Genomic DNA, 20,120 nt, shown 5'->3' with positions numbered 1-20,120 from the left:
CCCGGGCCGCCCCCCCCAGAGCGGCCCGGGACCTGCCGGACGGTTGCGCGACCCACCGGTCTAGGCTGGCCGGATGCCAGACGTCGAGCGGGCCAAGGGCGCCGTACTGGGTTCCGCGGTGGGGGACGCGCTCGGCGCGCCCTTCGAGTTCGGCCTGCCCGGTGCGTTTCGGGAGCGGTTCCCGGACGGCGTCGGGCACATGCGCGGGGGCGGCGGCTGGGATCCGGGAGAGGCGACGGACGACACGCAAATGGCCGTCCTGCTCGGGGAGTCGCTGCTCGAACGGGACGGCCTCGACCTGCCCGACGTCTTCCGTCGCTTCCGACAGTGGGCAGCGGCCGATCCGAAGGACATCGGCCTCCAAACCGAGCAGGTACTGCTCGGCATGGACCCTTGGGACGTCGCCGCCGAGCTGCACTTCCAGGTCAACGGTCGGGCCGCCGGAAACGGTTCGCTGATGCGCGCCTCGACCCCGGCCGTGTTCTTCGCCGCACACGGGCGAGCGGCGACGATGGACGCCGCCCGCAGGATCGCCGCGCTGACGCACGGGGACCCCGCCGCCTGGGAGGGCACGGCGATCCTCCACGAGCTGGTCAGGGCCGCCCTCCTCGGCGAGGACCCGCTCGACGTGTTGGCCGTCACCCTGGCCGAGGTGGCGCCCGCGCACCGGGAACGGTGGGCGACGGTACTCGCCCCCGACTGGCACCCGGACGCCGCAACCGAGTTCAACGGGGCGGTCTGGCCCTGTCTCGGCTCGGCCGTGTGGGCGCTGCGCACCACGGCCTCCTTCGAGGGGGCCGTTGCCTCGGCCGTCGACCTGGGGGGCGACACCGACACCGTAGCGGCCGTCACCGGAACGCTCGCGGGCGCGGTGTACGGCCCCGCCGCCATTCCCGCCCGCTGGACCTCCCTCCTCCACGTCCCCCTGCCCGGTTCCGCCGGCCGGGTCCTGTACGCCGACGACCTGCGGACCATGGCCGCGGCCCTGGTCGCACGCAGCGGTCACGCGCTGCTCAGTGAAGTCGACCGCCGAGATGACCACTGCTCACCCGCAGCTGAGGAGTCGGGACCCAGATGAGCAACTGGTCGCCAGAGGTAAATGCGGTATTGGAGGCGTCGGGATGGACGCCTGGACGGAAGGTGGGCACGGATCGCTGGCGATCCATGTTCGAATCCGTCGGCCTCGCCATGCACGACGCCGCGGAAGCCTTCCTGCAAGAGTTCGGCGGTTTGACCGTGAACGTCAACGGACCGGGGATCAGCTGTGCACGCACGCCGTTCGAGCTGGACCCCGAGCTGGCCTGGGGCGAAAACGACCGGTTCGCGGAGTGGGGCGAAGCGATCGGGCGCCGTCTTTACCCGCTCGGCGAGCTGGACCACGGCCGGTTCTTCCTGGGCATCGATGAAGCGGGCGTGATCCATCTCGTCGAGACCTGGATCGCCAGCTTCGGGCCGATGCCTCACGCCACGGAGAGTTTGGTCCTCGGCATGGCTCCTCGCCGAGGCCCGACTCCACCCGATCGAGTCAGGAACCGATGAACCCGCCATCCCGACCGAACTCACCGCACGGCCTCAAAACGGGATCACCGAGTGGCCGTTGATGCACCACTCCGGCGGACGTGACCGCGCGGTCGAGGACGTCGTGGGTGATCATGCGGTCGACGAATGAGTTCGGGTCCGCCTACCGGGTCGATGGCCGGTGCGGGCCTTGGACTTCTGCCCGAGAGCGGGCTTCAGTGATCACCGTCCTGAGGGGACGCACAACAACTGGCGGGATGGGCCTGCTACCAGGAATGTTGATACGGATGCGGACTGTCCCTGGCTGGGCGGGCGGGCGCAACGCTCCTGGGTGGGGAGCCCCGTTGGGGGAACTGCGCTGACCCATCGGTGGCTGGGGCTTGAGGGCGGGCATCTGTCGGCGGGTCGGTGATGTCCATGAGGTCATCGGCCTTCAGCGACACCGTCGGCTGGTCTTCTGAGAGGGCGGTTCGTGATCTGATGTCCGTTTCCCGGTGAGGTTGGGGCAGGACCGCTGGTCGCGGGGCTCGGTCGGCTATTGCTTCCTGGCGAAGCTGCCCGTGTCGATCTCGGTGAGGATGCCGAGCTTGACCAGGCGTTTCAGCTTGGCGCGGGTGTCCTCGATGTTCTTCGGCAGCAGTTCGTGATCGAGGGCTTCACAGACGTCCCGGGCCCGTAGCGGTCCGGTCGCATCATTGAGGACACCGAGGATGCGGGAGGTAGTCCGGGTGCTCGGGCAGGGCCGGTGGGACGGCCGGGAGCCGGTCGGCGAGGCCAGTGAGGGTCTTCCGGGTGATCGCGAGGTGTTCGAGGTGGGTCTCTGCCTCCCGCGAAGCACCGACGAGAGGTGCCTCGTCCCTGTGACGGAAGTCGCTGGTGGCGGGGCACCTTTCGTGGTTCGTCCGGACCTCCTGCCGGGGTCGCTGCTCGATCGCGGGAAGCGAGCGCTTTGCCCCCCCTTTGATCACGCCGGTGTGCCTGGGTGCATGATGTGACTGGACATAGGGGGGACGCATGACGCAGACCACGCCGCCGAAATGGGGGCTGACACCGCCGGGGGCTCCTGGGAATCCGGGTGTGCCGCCGCAGGGGTTCATGCCCGTGCGGCCTCCGGACGGCGGGAACGCCGCGGTGTTCACCGTCGGGGCTGTGGCAATCGGGGCTGAGATCGTGATAGCCGCGCTGGTCGCCGTCCTGTACAGCTTGCAGTCCGAGCACCACGGAGGCGAAGGCGGCCTGGGATGGCTGTTCGGCACCATATTCGCGCTCGTGCTGCTGGCAGTCATTTCGACGATCGCAGGGCTGGCCGGTTCGGCGATGGCGGTGCTTCCCCTAGTCCTCCTCGGGCGTGCGGTGGCCCGCCGCACGGGGCGGCGCGACAGCTGGCAGCTCACCCTGGCCACTGTGGCGGTCGTTGCCGCCGCCCTGGCGCTGCTCATCGGCTCCTACATGCTCCTGGACGGCTTCGGCGGCCCCGGCGACCTGCTCGTTTATCCCGTCCTTGCCCTCAGTCTCATCGTCGGGCTGGCACCCGCGACCCTATGCGCCCGGGCGGCGGGGGACCCCGGAAAGCCCGGGGCCCGATGGCGGGTGCTCGGGGGCGTGGCGTTGGGCGGTCTGGGACTGCTCGCGGTGACGCTTGCGGTCGGGGTCGCGGCGTACATCTCGGGGATCCTCAAGATCTACGAACCGCCCCGGCTCACTGAAGCCGACATAGTCGGCACCTGGACGGACGGCGACGGCGGAAGCCTCCGCTTCGAGGCGGACGGCACGGTGACGGCGAAGGGCGTCAACCAGTACGAGGCCACGGGTGAGCAGTCTGGTGCCTCCAACTGCACCGGGAAATGGCAGCTGACCGAGAACGACGGTGTCGGTCGGCCGTACGAGCTCCGCATCGCGGACTGCGAGAGCCTGCGCTTCGGCTGGGACATCGGCGGTACGGAGGAACACCCGACGGTCTTCACCTGGATCGGCAAGCCGGATTCGGGTAAGCGGTACATCCTTACGCGGCAGCGGTAAGCTATACGGTGTCGAGGTCTCGGGCCTGGCCAGATATAGGTGTGTGGTCATGCCGCTCTCGATCCGTAGCCTCCACCGCCACATGGGTCCCAGCCGACTGCCCCGAAGCTACGCCGTAAGCACCAGGCAGTACGCCAGGAACGTGGGAAACGATCTCCACCGACGTGGGATGGCCCTAGCTGTAGCAGCTCCATCACCGCTCGTCAGCGACTTCCGTCGGTGCCCCCGTAGCCGGCCGTGCAGTTCTTCGATCTGGGTACGGAGGTCGTCGGCCATGGTCCGGGCGGCGTCCTCCTGAAGACCGAGCGCGTCGAGGAGGGGTTTGACGTTCACGCTGCCACTGCCTGCGGCTCGCGCCAGGTGGGGGTGTTCGCGCTGGTGAGGCGGCGGGCCATGACATGGGTCATCGCCCAGTAGACGCGGGAGGCGGAGGAGGCCGGGCGGTGCTCGTGGTCGCGGACCAGACGCCGGTGCGGTATCAGGATCCCGTAGGTCTGCTCGACCCTCCGCCGCTTCGACTGCGGCACGAACCCCGTCTCCTGCGGGTTGCGTTCGACAATCTCCACGTCGATACCGAGCGCGGTGCCGTGGGCGACCACGGCGTTCTTGAAGCCCTGGTCGACCAGGGCCTTGTCCACGATGCCGCCGGTGTGCTCGGCGACCTGGTCCAGCAGGGCGATGCCCGCGTGTTGTCGTGGGTGTTCGCGGCCAGGACGATGACGGCGAGGATCGCGTTCACGATCTCCCGCATCGCATAAGCGCCCTGATGGCCGCTGACCGAGCGGTGCCGGTCCTTCCACGCGGTGATCACCGGCTCGATCAAGGACCGCTGCTCGTCCGATAAGTCACTGGGGTACGGCTTGCGTTCGCTCACATCACCACACCAGCAGACGAGCGGCTACGGACCGGCGGATTCCGCCCCGCGCCCACACCATCAGGCGACGACAGAACCTGCCAAAGCCTCATGAACCGCCCTCTGGCACACAAGGATCTCCCGTCCCGGAACGGCGGCAGGCCTCCGCCTCGCTCGGCATCCCCTCGCGAACTCACGCTCGGCGTTGGCGTGACCGAGGAGGGCACGAAGCCGGCTCGGCCGAACATCTGGCGCTTCACCATCTTGATCTGGTTGACATGGTCCTCGACGACTCCGGAGTTCCACGGCTGCGAGAGCCTGGCGGTGCCGGCGTCGAGGTCGCGCTCCAGGTACCGGGCGAACCGCTGGAGGCTGGGCAAGTCGACGGTGGTAGCGGCCTCGATCCACGCCAACAGTTGGTGACGAGGTGCCCACGCGCAGCCAGCCGCAGCGCGTCGCCTCCGTCGCCACCCGCGAGGTCGAGGACCCGCAGGGGCCCGGCGCCGCAGCCGTCGCCGAGGTCATGCACCAGGTTGGCCTCAGCGAGTGCGTAACGGAGCCGGCCCCACGGGGCCTCCTGCCATTCCTGCCAGGCGATCATCGCGGTGTCGAAGGCCTCCGGATCATGAACCATCCAGCGACCTTAGCCGCACCCGGTCAACGCGCGACCGCGGGGAAGCGACCCGGCGCCGTCCTCACTTCCGGGCACGCACGGTGGCGAGGACGTCCCGGTCCGGTTGGAGGGTGAGGCTGGGGACCGGACGTATCCCCCCGGTCGTGAGGTCGAGGTCGTAGCGCCGGGCGAGGACGGCGAGGACGAGGACCGCTTCGACGAGGGCGAAGCGGGTGCCCAGGCACACGCGGGGACCACCGCCGAAGGGGTACCAGGCGTACTCCGGGATCCGTTCGGCCGGTTCGCCGTCCTCGCCGGGGAGCCAGCGCTCGGGGCGGAAGGCTTCGGGGTCGCCGTACCAGCGGGGGTCACGGTGGGTGGCCCACTGGCTCGACCACACCCGGGTACCGGCGGGCACCGGGGTGCCACCGAGGGTGGCGCCTTCCTTGGCGATGCCCGTGAGGAGCCAGATGGTGGGGTAGAGGCGGAGCGTCTCCTTGATGACCGCCTGGGTGTAGGTGAGCTCCGCGTAGTCGTCGTATCCGGGCTCGTGGTCGGCGAGGACGCGGTCGAGTTCCGTGGTGAGCGCCTCACGGACCCGCGGGTTCTGGGAGAGCAGGTACCAGGCCCAGACGAGGGTGGAGCTGGTCGTCTCGTGACCGCCGATGTACAGGGTGACGGTCTCGTCACGGATCTCCCGGTCGGAAAGGCTGGCGCCGGTCTCGTCACGGGCGGTCAGGAGCCTGCTCAGCAGGTCGGGGCGCTCGGTGTCACCGCCGCGGTGACGGGAGACCACCCGGGAGACCTCGGCGTCGATGACGGCGGTGGCCCGCTTGATCCGGGCGCGCCCGGGGGTGGGTACCCAATCGGGCAACAGGGCGCCGATGCCGCTGAACTCGGCTCCGATCTCCTTCTGCGCGACATCCATCGCACGGCCGATGGACTCGGCGTCCGCAGCGGTGTCGACGCCGAAGATGGTCCGCACCGCGATGAGTTGGGTGAGCGCCGCCATCTCCTTCTTGATGTCGACGTGCTGCCCGTCCGTCCAACGGTCGGCCAGGGCGACCGCACACTCAGCCATCGTCGACGCATAGGAACGCACCTGCTTGGGGCGGACCGAGGGCTGTACCAGCGAGCGTTTGCGCCGCCAGTCGGCCCCCTTGGCGACGACGGTGCCGTTGCCGAGGAGGGTCCGGAACGCAATGCCCAGATCGGGCTGGTCGAAGGTCCGCTCGACCTCGGTGAGGAGTTCACCGATGGCATCGGGGTCGGCGATGAAGAGGGCGGGACCACGACCGAAGCGCCAGCGGACGAAGTCCCCGCGCTCCCGCAGGAGTTCGAAGAAGGCCAGGGGGTCCTTGCCGAAGGCGGGGAGGTTCCCGAGGAGCGGCAGGCCCCGAGGCCCCTCGGCGAACACCGGTGTCGCCCCCTCGGCGTGCTCCCGGCCCGACGGCTCGGCCCGCTGTCCCTCGTCTCGTGCCCCCACACCCGGACCAGCGTGCACGGTCATGCGTGTCCTCCCCGACTGGCTTCCTCTGCTTGCAGGTCCATGCAAGCGGAAGGCCGGACCCCCGCGCCACCCCTGTGGACAAGTACCTGTGGACAACCGCCGGCACGACGCAACGGTGGGGTCCACGCCCCGAAGGCCGTGGACCCCACCGGAAAGAGACGGTCCGTCAGCCCACCGAACTGTAGGCGACGACACCGCGCAGCAGCGCGTCCACGGCCTTGCGGGCGTTCTTTGCGACGGTGCTGTTCTCCTTGGGCGCCGCCGCAGCGATCTGTCCGAGGACGTCGATCACCTGCTTGCACCACCGGACGAAGTCGCCCGCGGGCATCTCCGCCTCCCTGAGCACCTCGTCGAGGCTCTTGTCGGAGGCCCATTGGTAGGCGGCCCAGGCGAAGCCGAGATCGGGCTCGCGCTGGCCGACCCCCTCCGCCTGGTTGATCTTGAACTCCTCTTCGAGAGCGTCCAGTCGACCCCAGATGCGGACCATCTCGCCGAGGGCGGCCTTCGCGTTCCCACTGGGCAGCTTGGGCACGACGGCGTCGTCGGACTGACGCGCCTCGAACACCAACGCCGAAACGCAGGCCGCGAGCTCGGCCGGGGTGAGCCCTTCCCACACCCGGTCGCGGAGGCATTCGCTGGCCAGCAGGTCGAGTTCGCCGTAGAGCCGGGCGAGCCGCTTGCCATTGGCCGTGACCTCGTCGCCGCGCAGGTAGTCGAGCTCGGTGAGAAGCGCGACGATCCGGTCGAAGGTACGGGCGATGGTGTTGGTACGGCCTTCGATCCGCCGCTCCAACTGCTGGGTGTCGCGCTGCAGCCGGTGGTGGCGCTCGGCCCAGCGGGCGTGGTCCTCGCGCTCGTCGCAGCCGTGACAGGGGTGGGCGCGGATCTCGGTGCGCAACCTGGCGATCTCGCGGTCATCGGCGGCTGCCGACCGCTGCCGGCGGTGCCGCTCGGGGTTGATGTGCCCGGCCTTGCTCCGCAGGGCGGAGGCGAGATCGCGCCGGGACTGCGGGGAGCGTGGGTTGAAGGACTTGGGGATCCTCATGCGCTCCAGCGCTTCGACCGGGACCGGGAAGTCGATCGAGGCGAGCCTCTTGACCTGTCGTTCGGCGGTGAGGACGAGGGGGCGCGGCCCGTCGTGGTGCTCGAAGCCCCGGTGGCCGTTGGTGCGGCCCGCGGGGATGCCCGGGTCGAGCACGAGCGCGAGGCCGGCGAACTTTCCGGTGGGGACGTGGATGACGTCACCGGGCTTGAGCTTCTCCAGGGAACTGGCTGCCTGGGCGCGGCGCTGGGCCGCGCCCTGCCGGGCCAGTTCGGTCTCGCGGTCCTTGAGGTCGCGGCGGAGCCGCGCGTACTCCTCGAAGTCACCGAGGTGGCAGGTCATGCCCTCGCGGTAGCCCTGGAGCCCCTCTTCGTTCCGTTGGACCTGGCGCGAGATGCCCACGACGGAGCGGTCGGCCTGGAACTGGGCGAAGGAGGTCTCCAGCAGCTCCCTGGAGCGGTGCCGGCCGAACTGGTCGACCAGGTTGACCGCCATGTTGTACGAGGGCTTGAAGCTGGAGCGCAGCGGGTACGTGCGCGTGCCGGCGAGTCCGGCGAGGTGCTCGGGGTCGAGGCCACGCTGCCAGAGCACGACGGCGTGCCCCTCGACGTCGATGCCGCGACGCCCGGCACGGCCGGTGAGCTGGGTGTACTCACCGGGAGTGATGTCCGCGTGCTGCTCGCCGTTCCACTTGACGAGCTTCTCCAGGATGACGGAGCGCGCGGGCATGTTGATGCCGAGGGCCAGGGTCTCGGTGGCGAAGACCGCCTTGACCAGCCCACGGACGAAGAGCTCCTCGACGACCTCCTTGAAGGTCGGGAGCATTCCGGCGTGGTGGGCGGCGATGCCCCGCTCCAGGGCTTCGAGCCACTCGTAGTACCCGAGGACGTGGAGGTCCTCGGAGGGGATCGCAGCGGTGCGCGCCTCGACGATCTCCCGGACCCGCTGCCGCCCCTCGTCGTCATTGAGTCGGAGACCGGCGTAGAGGCACTGCTGCACGGCGGACTCGCAGCCGGCGCGGCTGAAGATGAAGGTGATGGCGGGCAGCAGCCCTTCGGCGTCGAGGCGCTCGATGACCTCGGGGCGGCCAGGCGTCCAGATCCTGGAGCGCTGGCGGCGCTCGCGCTCGCGGTCGGCCTCGCGAACCATCTTGCCGCGCCGCCGGTCGCGCGGGTTGTACGTGCGCGTGTTCTCGGTGCGGGCGAGACGGAGGAGGTCGGGGTTGAGCTCCCGCCGGGACGCGCCCCGACCGCCGTGGTCGGTCTCCTCCTCGAAGAGGTCGTACATCCGGCGCCCCGCGAGCACGTGCTGCCAGAGCGGCACGGGCCGGCTCTCCGAGACGATGACCTCGGTGTCGCCGCGTACGGTGTCGAGCCAGTCGCCGAACTCCTCGGCGTTGGAGACGGTCGCGGAGAGCGAGACGAGGGTGACGGACTCGGGGAGGTGGATGATCACTTCCTCCCAGACGGCGCCGCGGAAGCGGTCGGAGAGGTAGTGGACCTCGTCCATCACGACGTACCCGAGGCCGGAGAGCGTCTGCGACCCCGCATAGAGCATGTTGCGGAGGACTTCGGTGGTCATGACGACGATCGGGGCGTCGCCGTTGACGCTGTTGTCACCGGTGAGCAGACCGACCTTGTCGGCCCCGTACCGTTTGACGAGGTCGGCGTACTTCTGGTTCGACAGCGCCTTGATGGGGGTCGTGTAGAAGCACTTGCGGCCCTGGGCGAGGGCCAGGTGGACGGCGAACTCGCCGACGATGGTCTTCCCGGATCCCGTCGGCGCGGCGACGAGCACGCCCTTTCCCGCTTCGAGTGCCTGACAGGCCTCGATCTGGAAGGGGTCCAGGTCGAAGTCGTACATCTCGCGGAAGGGGGCCAGCGCGGTGGCCTGCTCGGCGTTGCGGGCGCGGGCCGCCGCGTACGCCTCGGCTGGTGTGAGGTCCTCTGTCATCTTGTTGTCGAGCCTACCCGCCCCCTGTGACAGTGACGCGATCTTTATCGAGGGGATGCGGAGGGTGGGGCTCCGGTGGAGGGCACGGGCGGCGCGAGGACGCGCAGCGCACCCGGTGCGCACTCCACGGCGAGCGGCAGGGAGCCCAGGCGCTCGCCGTCGGCGTAGCCGGTGGTGTCGGGGGCGTCGAGGGTGAGGGAGCGGACCCGGTGAGTGGTCACCTCGGGGTGGTCGAGGTGGGTGCCCTGGTAGACGCGGGGGAACACCTTGATCAGGGTGGTGCGGTCACAGTCGCCGACGACCGTGACGTCCAGGAGTCCGTCGTCGGTGCGGGCGTCGGCGCAGATCCGCATGCCGCCGCCGTAGGAGGTGCCGTTGCCGACGGCGACGAGGGTCGCGTCGACCTCCAGCACGCGCCCGTCCTCGAAGGCGAGGCGGTACGGGACGGGCTTGAAGGCGGCGAGCTCGGCGAGGATCGCAAGGTCGTACTTGAAGCGCCCGACGGGGAGGCGCATCCGGTTGCCCCGGTCGTTGACGCGGGAGTCGAAGCCCGAGGCGAGGACGGTGCCGTACCAGCGGGTGCGGGTTCCGACCGTCACCCGCCCGAGGTCCATGGCCCGGGCTCCCCCGCCCTTGAGGACGTCGGCGGCGAGCCGGGCCGCGGCGGCCGGTTCACGGACGGGCAGGTCGAGGGTGCGGGCGAAGTCGTTGCCGGTTCCGGCAGCGATGACCCCGAGGGGGGTGGTGGTGCCGGCGACGGCCTGGAGCGCGAGGGAGACCATGCCGTCGCCTCCGACGACGACGAGGGCTCCGGTGCCCTCGCCGACGGCCCGGCGGGCGCGCGCCAGGGCGTCCTCGGCGTCGATCCCGAGGACGGTGCGGACGGAGAATCCGGCGTCCCGGAGCGTCCTGGCTGCGGGCTGGGCGGCGCGGGCGCCACGGCCGCGGCCGGCAGTCGGATTGACGAAGAGGGTGATGTCGCTGGCCATTGGGGGTCCCCCCGGACGGAGTCTGGGGGGACCCTACAAGATCAGGTGATGTCGTCGTAACCGTTGAGCCGGTGCGTCCCGGTCCCACCCTGCTCGCCGGTGGCCTGCTCGGGCAGGGAGCGGGTTCCGTTCAAGGGTTCGACGGCACCCACGGCCTCCGGGGTGAGGTCGAGCGAAGAGGCCTCGTCGTCACTCAGTTCGGCGTCGGGGTTGGCGCGCTGGCGTCGGCGGTCGTTGAGGAGGGCGACGCCGACCGCCATGAAGTAGAGGACGATGATCGGCCCCGCGAGGGCGATCATGCCGAGCGGGTCGGTGGACGGGGTGGCCACGGCACCGAAGATGAAGGTGGACATGACCATGGCGCGCCACCACCCGGCCATGCGCTTGCCCGTGACCAGTCCCGTGAAGTTGAGCATCATCAACAGCAGCGGCAGCTCGAAGGCCAGGCCGAAGACGAGCACCATGCGGGTGGTGAAGTCCAGGAGGTCGTCGAGCGAGAGGAAGTTCGACGCCACGTCGGGCGTGATGCTGATGAGGACCTTCACGCTGACCGGCATGATCAGGTAGGCGGTGTACGTGCCGGCGGCGAAGAGGGGAACCGCAGCGGCAGCGAAGTAGTACGTGTACTTCTTCTCGCTCTTGTGGAGGCCGGGCGCGACGAAAGCCCACAGCTGGTACAGCCAGACCGGTGTGGAGGCGATGACGCCCGCCAGCATGACGACCTTCACCGTCGAGGTGAACGGCGACAACATGGTCTGGTACGCGATGATGACGCAACGACCGCCGGTGTTGTCGGAGACCGTGGTGTCGGGCGGGCACTTCGGCACGGGCGAGGACAGAAGGTCCATCAGCTGCTGACTGAAGAACGCGGCCACGATGGAGGCCACGACGATCGCCAGCATCGCCTTGGCCACGCGGTTGCGCAGCTCGCGCAGGTGGTCCACGAGCGGCATCCGCCCCTCGGGGTCCTTCTGCTTCTGTGTGCGGGCAGACTTGAGCAACCCACGTCCTCATCTCATGCGGGCAGGCCGCCGTGCTGCGGCCTTGGGGCGAGCGGGTCGAACCGGATCAGCGCTGGGTGGTGTCCGTGGTCTCGGTGACGGGCCGGGCCGAGGTGACGTCGCCGGGGGCGGCCTTGATGGTCCGCGGAGCAGCGGCCGTCTGCTCGGCCTGCTGGGCGGCGGGGGCGGCGGCGCCCTCCGCACCCTCCGTCTTCATCGCCTTCGCCTCGCTCTTCAGGATCCGGGCGGACTTGCCCAGGGAACGCGCCATCTCGGGGAGCTTCTTGGCGCCGAAGAGCAGCACGACGACGAGCAGGATGAGGCTGATCTCGAGGGGACCGATCTGACGGAACATGGCTGTGGTCTACCTTCTCACCGAGGCGGCATGGGGAGTGCGTGCCCGGCCGGTCGGACATGCGTCCGGCCACCGCGCTGCCTGCGATCGTAACCCGCAGGAGTAAACGCGGGGCAATGCCCGTGCATACTCCCGATTGCGCCGCGCGGGCCCGGACCAAGGGCGTTTCCTGCAGCGTACGGCACCGACCTAGCGGAGCGAATCACCGGTTCGGGCAAGATCGGCGGCAGCGGTTTCCAATTCCTGGGCGGCCTGGTTGATGCGCCGCGTGGTGTGGGCCACCTGACGGCCGAGGCGCCTGACCTCGAGGAAGACCCGGACGGCGAGGACGCCGAGGACGGCGAGGCCGAGGAAGCCGAGGGCGATGGCGAGCATGGGCCAGAACATGTGCTGAGCCTAGACCTTGGACGGATGCGGATCGTTCAGACGGTGGTGTGGAGGCGCAGGGTACGGACCCCACCGCCGGTGAGGAGCTCGACGATGCGCTCACCGGCGGGCTTGCGGACGGAACTGCCGCACTCGGGGCAGGTGAAGGAGTAGAAGGTGGTGCGGCGGCTGGCTCCGATGGCGAGGCGCAGGGCACTCGCGGAGAGTTCGAAGCGGGAGCGGCAGTCGGGGCAGGCGGCCTTGAAGAGGACCGGGGTCACGGAAGCCGCAAATCCATACATCGCGGACATCTCCCTCATCTCTCTCGACTTTGGCATCACGTCAGTAACAGCGCCCCCGAACCGGAGAACGTCACACGGCTTCGTACGCGGCGAGCGCTGCAGAGGCCGCCGCCCTCGCGCTGTCCGCGAGGTCCGCAGGCGCCACGATGCGTCCGTCGCTGCCCAACCGCAACGCCAGCCTGCGCAGCGAGGCGGGATCGGGCGTCCGCAGGGTGATCCGGAGTCCGCCGTCGGACAGTTCCTCGGCCCGGTCGTGCGGGTAGTACTCGGCCACCCAGCGACCGCCGGGTCCGACCTCGACGATCACCTCGGGGTCACCGGCGGACGGCTGGACGAGGCCCTCGGAGAGGTCCCGCAATTCCAGTTCGGGCGGCGCGGCGTGCTCGTCGAGGATGCGGATCTCCGCGACGCGGTCGAGCCGGAAGGTGCGGCGTGCCTCGGAGAGCCGGCACCACGCCTCCATGTAGGTGTGGCCGACGGCGAAGAGCCGGATCGGGTCGACCTCGCGCTCCGTGAGTTCGTCACGCGCGGGCGAGTAGTACCGCACCCAGAGGCGTCGCCGCTCGGAGATCGCCCGGTCCACCTCGGCGAAGACCCCTCCTTCGGATTCGAAGGTGACCGAGAGCCGGGCACTGGCCCCGGCGGCTTCGCCGGCCGCGGCCTCCAGCTTGGCGGTGGCCCGCAGCAGGGCTTCCCGGTCGCTCTCGCGGAGCCCCGGAAGGGTGGCGACGGCACGGGCGGCGACGAGCAGCGCGGTCGCCTCATCAGCGGCGAGCCGCAGCGGTTCCGCCACGTCGTCGGGGTTGTGCCACCAGATCCGGTCGCCGTCGGTGTCGATGTCGAGCAGGTCCCCGCCGCGGAAGCTGGTGCCGCACATGGGCAGCACGTCCAGGTCGGCGATGAGCTCGTCCTCGGTGATCCCGAAGGCACGGGCCACGTCGGCGACGTGGGCGCCGGGGCGCTCGCGGAGATAGGTGACGAGGGAGAGCATTCGCCTCGTCTGGTCGATCGCGTTGGCAGCCATGCGGTACGTCTCCCCCTCAGCCCTTGGCCACGGCGCGCAGCCGGTCCATCACGTCGGCCCGCAGGTCGGCCGGCTCCAGCACGACGACGTCGGGGCCGAACTCGACGAGCCAGGCGTCGAGCCCGTGCCCGTACGGGATCTCCAGTTCGTCCCAGCCGTCGTCACCCTCGGTCACCGAACCGGCACGGGCGCGGAGCGGGTAGCCGCAGCCGGCGCGGAGCCTGATCCGGGCGGAGCGGGTGGCGGTCTCGCCGGCCCAGCTCTCGACGGTCTCCCGGACGGTGGAGACGTCGGGGACGGGCGCGGTGAAGGCACCGGCCCGTGAGCGGACCTTCCCGGTGATGCGGGAGAGCCGGAAGACGCGCTCGGCACCGCGGTCGCGATCCCAACCGGCCAGGTACCAGTGACCGCGCCAGCATTCGAGGGTCCACGGCTCGACGTGGCGGGTCTCGGGGCGGGCCGCATTGGCCTTGCGGTAGTCGAAGACGACGGGCCGTCGGTCACGGCAGGCCAGCATGAGCGGCTCGAAGGCGGTCTCGCGCACCGGGATGCGCGGTTCGAGGGCACTGGGCTGGGTGTCGTAGGAGTCCCCGGCCTCGGGCATGCCGGCGGCGCGAAGCTTCTGGAGGGCACCGCTGGCGGCCCCGGCCAGACGGGCCTGCTGCCAGACCTTGGCCGCGAGGCCGAGCGCGGCGGCCTCCTCGGCGTCGAGGGTGATCGGCGGGAGCCGGTTGGAGTCGCGGCGAGCGAGGTAACCGGTCTCGCCCTCCAGGTTCTCGACGGTCTCGATGACCAGGCCGAGCTCGCGGAGGTCGTCCTTGTCGCGCTCGAACATGCGGTTGAAGGCGTCGTCGCCGCTCGCCTCGAGGTACGCCTCGATGGAACCGCGGAGCTCGCGCTTGCTCAACGGACGGCGCGTCCCGAGCAGGCACAGCGCGAGATTCATCAGCCGCTCGGACTTGGCGATCGCCATCGACGCCCCGCACCCTTCCCCGGTTCCAGTTCTCGGACGTCCGACCGTACCGCCCCGGAGTGTCGGGACAAAAGCCGAGGGTCCTCGCCGTGGACGACGAGGACCCTCGGAAGACCGTCACCGGTCGGGCGTGACCGATCAGACGGCGACCAGGTCGCAAACGAAGATCAGCGTCTCGCCCGGAGCGATCTTGCCGCCGGCGCCCCGGTCGCCGTAGGCCAGGTGGGCGGGGATGATCAGCTGGCGACGCCCGCCGACCTTCATGCCCTGCACGCCCTTGTCCCAGCCCTGGATGACCTGGCCGACGCCGAGCTGGAACTGCAGCGGGGTGCCGCGGTTCCAGGAGGAGTCGAACTCCTCACCGGTGGAGAAGGAGACGCCCACGTAGTGGACGGAGACGGTGGCGCCGGCCTTGGCCTCCGGGCCGTCGCCCTCCCAGATGTCCTTGATCTCCAGGTCCTTCGGCGGCTCGCCACCCGGGAAGTCGACCTCGGGCTTCTCGATGCTCACTGAACTGCTCCTCATACTGATGAACTGCGCAAGGGTGAAATGCGCGATCGGGACAGTCTTACATCTTTGCCAGGATGTCCACGGCGAAGACCAGCGTCGAGTTCTTCGGGATGCCCTGCTTCTCCTCGTTGCCGAACGCCTCCGACGGCGGAGCGACGATGAGGACGCGGCTGCCGATCTTCTTGCCGACGAGACCGTCCTTGAGGCCCTTCAGGGTGAGCTGCGGCAACGGGAAGTTGGCGGGCTTGCCCGTGGTGTAGGTGGAGTCGAAGACCTTGCCGTCCGCCCACAGGGCTGCGACGTAGTTCACGACCACCGTGTCGGTGGCCTGGACGGCCTCGCCCGTGGACTCCAGCACGTAGTTGGAGACGAGTTTGGTCGGCGGGTCGGCCTTCGGGACCGTCAGCGAAGGGGCCTTGCCGTCGGTGTTCGTACCGACCTGCGGCAGGTCCTTGTCGTCCTGGGCGACCGGGGTGCCCGTGGCGGACTTCGGGATGGTCACGGCCTTCAGGATGTCCACGACGAAGACGAGGGTGGCGTTGGGCTTGATGTCCCCCTGCCCCTGCGCACCGTAGCCGAGCTCCGGCGGAATGCCGATCTCGATGCGGCTGCCGACCTTCTGGCCTTCCAGACCCTGGTCCCAGCCCTTGATGACCTGACCGGCGCCCAGCGTGAGGTCGAAGGGCTGACCGCGGTCGAAACTGTTGTCGAACGGGGTGGTGGAGTCCCAGGCCTGGCCCAGGTAGTTCACCTGGAGCGCATCGCCCTTCTTCGTCACCGCGCCGTCGCCCTCGCTGATGACGTTGACCTTCAGTTCCTTGGGCGGGTCGCCCTCCCCCTTGGAGAGGGTCGGCTTCTCCCCGAACTTCTCCCCCGCGGTGATGGCGGGCAGCCCGTTCTTCATCGAGACGGAATCGGAGCCCTTGTCGTCGCTGCCGCACGCCGCGGTGGAGAGCAGCAGCAGCGGGACGACGAGTAGGCCGGCAAGTCGGCGCACGTGTTCCTCAGATCTCAGACGGCACAGTAATGGTGCCGACACTCTAGGCGTTCCTCCTGTCACGTCGAGGGCCCCGCACGGGGAACGTGCGGGGCCCAGCCGACCAGTGCGACCTTCCTACATTCCGGCGATCAGCTTTTCCACCCGGTCGTCGACGGAACGGAACGGGTCCTTGCACAGCACCGTGCGCTGGGCCTGGTCGTTCAGCTTGAGGTGGACCCAGTCGACGGTGAAGTCGCGCCGCTGTTCCTGGGCGCGCCGGATGAAATCGCCGCGCAACCGGGCCCGGGTGGTCTGCGGGGGCACCGACTTGCCCTCGAAGATCTTCATGTCGTTGCAGATCCGGGCCGCCTGGCCGTTCTTCTGGAGCAGGTAGTACAGCCCCCTGCGGCGGTGGATGTCGTGGTAGGCGAGGTCTATCTGCGCGACCCTCGGGTTGGACATGGTCATGTTGTGCTTGGTCCGGTAACGCTCGATGAGTCGGTGCTTCATGACCCAGTCGATCTCGGTCTCGATGCGGTCCAGTTGCTCGCTCTCGATCGCGTCGAGCGTACGGCCCCACAGTTCCAGGACCTGGGCGACGGTGCCGGCGCGGATGCCCCGGCGGTCGACGAAGTCCACGGCCTTCTCGTAGTACTCGCGCTGCACTTCCAGGGCGGAGGCCTCACGGCCGCTGGCGAGCCTGACCTTGCGCTGCCCGGTGATGTCGTGACTGACCTCGCGGATCGCCCGAATGGGATTCTCCAGGGTCAGGTCCCTCATCACCGTGCCGGCTTCGATCATCCGGAGGACGAGGTCGGTGGCGCCGACCTTGAGCAGCATCGTCGTCTCGGACATGTTCGAGTCCCCGACGATGACGTGCAGCCGGCGGTAGCGCTCGGCGTCGGCGTGCGGCTCGTCCCTGGTGTTGATGATGGGCCGGGAGCGCGTGGTGGCGGAACTGACGCCCTCCCAGATGTGCTCGGCGCGCTGGGAGACGCAGTAGACCGCACCCCGCGGGGTCTGCAGGACCTTTCCCGCGCCGCAGATCAGCTGCCGCGTCACGAGGAAGGGGATGAGGATGTCCGCGAGCCGGGAGAACTCCCCGTGCCGGGCGACGAGATAGTTCTCGTGGCAGCCGTAGGAGTTTCCGGCCGAGTCGGTGTTGTTCTTGAAGAGATAGACGTCGCCCGCGATTCCCTCCTCGTGCAGGCGTCGTTCGGCGTCGACGAGAAGGCCCTCGAGAATGCGCTCGCCGGCCTTGTCGTGGGTGACCAGTTCGGTCACGTTGTCACATTCCGGTGTGGCATATTCCGGATGTGAACCCACGTCCAGGTACAGGCGGGCGCCGTTCCGCAGGAAGACGTTGCTGCTGCGGCCCCATGACACGACACGGCGGAAGAGGTAGCGCGCCACTTCGTCAGGAGACAGTCGGCGCTGTCCCCTGAACGTGCACGTGACGCCGTACTCGTTCTCCAGCCCGAAAATGCGGCGGTCCATGTCTGAACATTACGCCTGACGGCGTGCGCTGAAACCGGGTTGGACGTTCCCGTTTCGGTCGTGTTCCGATCAGTGCGCGTTCTTTTCGGCGTGCACGCCGCCGGGAACCGCCCCTCCTGCGGCGTGTCGCACGGTGGTGCCGCGGCCGGTGGGGGCGCGGAGGGCGCGACCGGTGGCGAGCAGCACGAGCAGGGCGGCCAGCCCGCCGGCTCCCGCGACGGCGAACCCGGCCGTGGTTCCCGCCAGTTCGACGGCGGGCCCCGCAGCGGCGGAGCCCAGGGCCGCGCCGACCCCGAAGGTGGTCACGAGCCACGAGAAGGCCTCGGTCACGGTGCCGCTCGGGGCGTGCCGGTCCACCACGATGAACGCACAGGCGAGGGCGGGGGCGAGGAAGACCCCGGAGAGGACCGACAGGCCGGCCATGGCGACGGGGCCGGGGGTCAGCATGAGCGGCAGGTAGCAGACCGCGAGGAGGCCCACGAGGGCCCGGAGGCGCCGCTCGGGTGCCCCGACCCACTGCCGGGCGCCGTAGAGGACCCCGCCGAACAGCGCGCCGAGGCCGAGGGCCGCCATCAGCCAGCCGTACACGGACGGCGCGCCCCGGTCGTCGGCGTACGCGACGGCGGAGACCGTGATGGAGCCGAGCGCCAGCCCGACGAAGAAGAACGAACCGAGGAGGGCGAGGAGGCCCGGCGAGCGTAGGGCGCCCAGCCAGTGGGCCTCGCGCGCGGCGGAACGCCAGGTGCGGGACGGCTCGGAGAGCACCACGGCGAGAGCGCCGAGCACGCCCAGGAGGTTGATGACGAGCAGGGCGGCGGCGGGCGACCGCAGGGCGACGAGCAGCGTCACCAGGAGCGGGCCCACGGTGAACATCACCTCCTGGGCGACCGCGTCGAGCGCGTACGCCCGGTGCACCCGGTCCTCCCGGCCCAGCACGCTCGGCCACAGGGCGCGCAGGCCGCCCTCCAGCGGTGGGGTGAAGAGCCCCGCGACGACGACGGCCGCATAGGCGAGCGCGAGGTTGCCGATGCCGGTGAGGGCGAACAGGGCCATGCCGAGTGCGGACAGCACCGCGGCGGGCAGCTGGACCCTGGGCTGTCCCTTGAGGTCGACGGCGCGGCCGAGGAGCGGCTGCCCGACCGCGTTGGAGACGCCGTAGGCGGCGATCAGGCCACCGGCCAGGCTGTAGCCGCCGCCCTGGTCCCGGACGAACAGAGTCATGGCGATGGGGCCGGTGCCGTTGGGGAGCCGGCCGACGAGGGTTCCCGCGAGCAGTCGGGCTGCGTGCGGCGCCCGGAGTATGTCGAGATAGCCGCCGTGCGCGGGGGCCTCGGTGGCCATGTCACTCTCCCGTCGCCCCGATCCCAGATCGAGGTTTTACGTATAACTTCTGGCGTCATACGTACCATGTCGCCTGTGCGCGGGTCCAGCCCGCGCCCCGTGACCGTTCGACTCGGAGGCTCCTGTGCAGACCCCGGAACCGCTCGGCGGCTCCCGCCCCACCAGCCGGGACGTCGCCAGGGCCGCGGGCGTCTCCCAGGCCACCGTCTCCCTCGTCCTCGGCGACAAATGGCGCGGCCGGGTCTCCGAACGCACCGCGGAGGCCGTCCGCGAGGCCGCCCGCGGACTCGGCTACCGCCCCAACCTCGCCGCCCGGAACCTCCGTCTCGGCCGGACCCGCACCGCGCTCCTCGTCGTACCGGCCCTCACCAACGAGTTCTTCGCCCGGGTCTACACCGGAGCCGCCTCCGTCGCAGCCCGGCACGGCTTCGGCGTCGTCCTCTACCCCTCCCCCGACGGCATCGGGCCCGCCAAGGACCCCTTCGCCTCGGCCCGCGCCGCCCTCGACGGCGTCATCGCCTCCTCCATGGCGTCCGACGCGCTCAAGGCCTTCCGCGGCACCGACCTGCCCCTGGTCATGCTCGACAGCGACCCCGCGGACGCCGCTGCCGCCCACGTCAACCTGGACGTCGCCGACGGCATGCGCCAGGTCACCGGGCACCTCCTCGCGCTCGGCCACCGGCGCTTCGTCCACCTCGCCTCGGCCGTGCCGTCCTGGACCTTCGACGTCCGCGCCGCAGCCCTCGCCGAGTCCCTCGCCGAGGTCTCGGTGCGGACCGTCCGCGCCCCGCTGGACGTGCACGGCGCCATGGCCGCCACCGAGCGGGCCCTTGCCGCGCCCGGCCCCCGTCCCACCGCCCTCGTCTGCGACGACGACATCCTCGCGGCCGGGGCCTGCAAGGCCCTGCGCCGCCTCGGACTGCGGGTCCCCGAAGACGTCTCGGTCACCGGATTCGACGACCTGGCGCTCGCAACCGCCGTCGAGCCCGAGCTGACCACCGTCGCCCTCCCCGCCGAGCGCATCGGGGAACGGGGCATGGAAGCCCTCCTGAGCGTCCTGGCGGGCGAAGCGGCTACTCCCGACCTCTTGCCCGTGACCCTGGCCCCGCGCGGCTCCACGGGCCCTGCAGCAGGCTCCTGAGCGCATGTGCGCGAAGGGGCCCCGGTCCGCCTCCACGCGGATGCCGTTGGTTAATTCGGGGCCTGGCGTGACGTCGGCCTTCAAGACTCGGTTGTGGTCTTGAAGGCCGGCGTTGTCGTATGGGGTGGGTGCGG

At 70.0% G+C, this 20,120-nt stretch carries 18 protein-coding genes and 1 pseudogene; 4 read left to right on the top strand and 15 right to left on the bottom strand.

Annotation, left to right across the window (positions count from 1 at the left end; translation table 11 throughout):
- The first annotated feature begins 73 nt into the window (after positions 1 to 73).
- Together ACFW2Y_RS09335 and ACFW2Y_RS09330 are read left to right on the top strand one after the other, a co-directional pair.
- Entirely contained in the window at positions 74 to 1,078 is a 1,005-nt protein-coding gene (locus tag ACFW2Y_RS09335) for an ADP-ribosylglycohydrolase family protein (protein WP_384875818.1), read from the top strand.
- The gene (locus ACFW2Y_RS09330) at positions 1,075 to 1,539 is read left to right on the top strand and encodes an SUKH-3 domain-containing protein (protein ID WP_384875815.1); all 465 of its coding nucleotides are present in this window, start codon (positions 1,075 to 1,077) and stop codon (positions 1,537 to 1,539) included. Before ACFW2Y_RS09335 ends, ACFW2Y_RS09330 begins: the two co-directional genes overlap by 4 nt.
- 514 nt (positions 1,540 to 2,053) lie before the next feature.
- Here ACFW2Y_RS09330 and ACFW2Y_RS09325 read toward each other — a convergent pair.
- Entirely contained in the window at positions 2,054 to 2,356 is a 303-nt protein-coding gene (locus tag ACFW2Y_RS09325; RefSeq protein ID WP_384875813.1) for a hypothetical protein, read from the bottom strand.
- 311 nt (positions 2,357 to 2,667) lie between these two features.
- On the opposite strand from ACFW2Y_RS09325, the gene ACFW2Y_RS09320 reads away from it, so the two are divergent.
- Positions 2,668 to 3,537, top strand: a complete 870-nt coding sequence (locus tag ACFW2Y_RS09320; RefSeq protein ID WP_384875810.1) for a hypothetical protein — start codon at positions 2,668 to 2,670, stop codon at positions 3,535 to 3,537.
- 329 nt (positions 3,538 to 3,866) lie between these two features.
- Here ACFW2Y_RS09320 and ACFW2Y_RS09315 read toward each other — a convergent pair.
- The 14 genes and pseudogenes from ACFW2Y_RS09315 to ACFW2Y_RS09250 form a co-directional block, all read right to left on the bottom strand.
- Positions 3,867 to 4,411: pseudogene (locus tag ACFW2Y_RS09315) on the bottom strand (transposase).
- Between the two features lie 674 nt (positions 4,412 to 5,085).
- Positions 5,086 to 6,513, bottom strand: coding sequence for a cytochrome P450 (locus ACFW2Y_RS09310; protein WP_384875807.1), 1,428 nt, complete (start codon positions 6,511 to 6,513; stop codon positions 5,086 to 5,088).
- A gap of 166 nt (positions 6,514 to 6,679) precedes the next feature.
- On the bottom strand, positions 6,680 to 9,508 hold the full coding sequence (locus ACFW2Y_RS09305) for a DEAD/DEAH box helicase (RefSeq protein WP_384875804.1): 2,829 nt from the start codon (positions 9,506 to 9,508) through the stop codon (positions 6,680 to 6,682).
- A gap of 44 nt (positions 9,509 to 9,552) precedes the next feature.
- A complete protein-coding gene (locus ACFW2Y_RS09300; RefSeq protein WP_384875802.1) occupies positions 9,553 to 10,497 on the bottom strand; it encodes a diacylglycerol kinase in 945 nt (314 codons plus the stop codon).
- Between the two features lie 41 nt (positions 10,498 to 10,538).
- The gene (gene tatC / locus ACFW2Y_RS09295) at positions 10,539 to 11,498 is read right to left on the bottom strand and encodes a twin-arginine translocase subunit TatC (RefSeq protein ID WP_384875799.1); all 960 of its coding nucleotides are present in this window, start codon (positions 11,496 to 11,498) and stop codon (positions 10,539 to 10,541) included.
- A 67-nt stretch (positions 11,499 to 11,565) separates the two neighbouring features.
- On the bottom strand, positions 11,566 to 11,853 hold the full coding sequence (tatA, locus tag ACFW2Y_RS09290) for a Sec-independent protein translocase subunit TatA (RefSeq protein ID WP_384875796.1): 288 nt from the start codon (positions 11,851 to 11,853) through the stop codon (positions 11,566 to 11,568).
- Between the two features lie 189 nt (positions 11,854 to 12,042).
- Complete coding sequence (locus ACFW2Y_RS09285) at positions 12,043 to 12,240, bottom strand: hypothetical protein (protein ID WP_384875793.1); 198 nt, start codon at positions 12,238 to 12,240, stop codon at positions 12,043 to 12,045.
- A gap of 35 nt (positions 12,241 to 12,275) precedes the next feature.
- Positions 12,276 to 12,539, bottom strand: coding sequence for a hypothetical protein (locus ACFW2Y_RS09280; RefSeq protein WP_384875790.1), 264 nt, complete (start codon positions 12,537 to 12,539; stop codon positions 12,276 to 12,278).
- Between the two features lie 52 nt (positions 12,540 to 12,591).
- Positions 12,592 to 13,545 (bottom strand): helix-turn-helix transcriptional regulator, encoded by a 954-nt coding sequence (locus ACFW2Y_RS09275; protein ID WP_384875787.1) that lies wholly within the window; start codon positions 13,543 to 13,545, stop codon positions 12,592 to 12,594.
- A gap of 16 nt (positions 13,546 to 13,561) precedes the next feature.
- Positions 13,562 to 14,518: a helix-turn-helix transcriptional regulator gene (locus ACFW2Y_RS09270; RefSeq protein ID WP_384875784.1), complete on the bottom strand. Its 957-nt coding sequence runs from the start codon at positions 14,516 to 14,518 to the stop codon at positions 13,562 to 13,564.
- Between the two features lie 138 nt (positions 14,519 to 14,656).
- Complete coding sequence (locus ACFW2Y_RS09265) at positions 14,657 to 15,028, bottom strand: FKBP-type peptidyl-prolyl cis-trans isomerase (protein WP_147977214.1); 372 nt, start codon at positions 15,026 to 15,028, stop codon at positions 14,657 to 14,659.
- Positions 15,029 to 15,086: 58 nt separating this feature from the next.
- Positions 15,087 to 16,025, bottom strand: coding sequence for an FKBP-type peptidyl-prolyl cis-trans isomerase (locus ACFW2Y_RS09260; RefSeq protein WP_384875781.1), 939 nt, complete (start codon positions 16,023 to 16,025; stop codon positions 15,087 to 15,089).
- Between the two features lie 117 nt (positions 16,026 to 16,142).
- Positions 16,143 to 17,504, bottom strand: a complete 1,362-nt coding sequence (pafA, locus tag ACFW2Y_RS09255) for a Pup--protein ligase (protein WP_384875778.1) — start codon at positions 17,502 to 17,504, stop codon at positions 16,143 to 16,145.
- Positions 17,505 to 17,573: 69 nt separating this feature from the next.
- Positions 17,574 to 18,845, bottom strand: a complete 1,272-nt coding sequence (locus tag ACFW2Y_RS09250; RefSeq protein ID WP_384875775.1) for an MFS transporter — start codon at positions 18,843 to 18,845, stop codon at positions 17,574 to 17,576.
- Positions 18,846 to 18,969: 124 nt separating this feature from the next.
- On the opposite strand from ACFW2Y_RS09250, the gene ACFW2Y_RS09245 reads away from it, so the two are divergent.
- The gene (locus ACFW2Y_RS09245) at positions 18,970 to 19,986 is read left to right on the top strand and encodes a LacI family DNA-binding transcriptional regulator (protein WP_384875772.1); all 1,017 of its coding nucleotides are present in this window, start codon (positions 18,970 to 18,972) and stop codon (positions 19,984 to 19,986) included.
- The last annotated feature ends 134 nt before the right edge of the window (positions 19,987 to 20,120 follow it).

Source organism: Streptomyces sp. NPDC058877, from assembly GCF_042742855.1.
In the GTDB taxonomy this organism is placed as follows: Bacteria; Actinomycetota; Actinomycetes; order Streptomycetales; family Streptomycetaceae; genus Streptomyces.
Note: the sequence above shows the minus strand (reverse complement) of the source record. Positions and strands in the feature narration are given on the sequence as shown.

Bases quoted from the DNA above. Each gene is read 5' to 3' on its own strand.
- ACFW2Y_RS09275 (WP_384875787.1), bottom strand. From the start codon at position 13,545: ATGGCTGCCAACGCGATCGACCAGACGAGGCGAATGCTCTCCCTCGTC.
- ACFW2Y_RS09285 (WP_384875793.1), bottom strand. From the start codon at position 12,240: ATGTTCTGGCCCATGCTCGCCATCGCCCTCGGCTTCCTCGGCCTCGCC.
- pafA (WP_384875778.1), bottom strand. From the start codon at position 17,504: ATGGACCGCCGCATTTTCGGGCTGGAGAACGAGTACGGCGTCACGTGC.
- ACFW2Y_RS09270 (WP_384875784.1), bottom strand. From the start codon at position 14,518: ATGGCGATCGCCAAGTCCGAGCGGCTGATGAATCTCGCGCTGTGCCTG.
- ACFW2Y_RS09330 (WP_384875815.1), top strand. From the start codon at position 1,075: ATGAGCAACTGGTCGCCAGAGGTAAATGCGGTATTGGAGGCGTCGGGA.
- tatA (WP_384875796.1), bottom strand. From the start codon at position 11,853: ATGTTCCGTCAGATCGGTCCCCTCGAGATCAGCCTCATCCTGCTCGTC.
- ACFW2Y_RS09335 (WP_384875818.1), top strand. From the start codon at position 74: ATGCCAGACGTCGAGCGGGCCAAGGGCGCCGTACTGGGTTCCGCGGTG.
- ACFW2Y_RS09280 (WP_384875790.1), bottom strand. From the start codon at position 12,539: ATGAGGGAGATGTCCGCGATGTATGGATTTGCGGCTTCCGTGACCCCG.
- ACFW2Y_RS09310 (WP_384875807.1), bottom strand. From the start codon at position 6,513: ATGACCGTGCACGCTGGTCCGGGTGTGGGGGCACGAGACGAGGGACAG.
- ACFW2Y_RS09250 (WP_384875775.1), bottom strand. From the start codon at position 18,845: ATGGCCACCGAGGCCCCCGCGCACGGCGGCTATCTCGACATACTCCGG.
- ACFW2Y_RS09305 (WP_384875804.1), bottom strand. From the start codon at position 9,508: ATGACAGAGGACCTCACACCAGCCGAGGCGTACGCGGCGGCCCGCGCC.
- ACFW2Y_RS09300 (WP_384875802.1), bottom strand. From the start codon at position 10,497: ATGGCCAGCGACATCACCCTCTTCGTCAATCCGACTGCCGGCCGCGGC.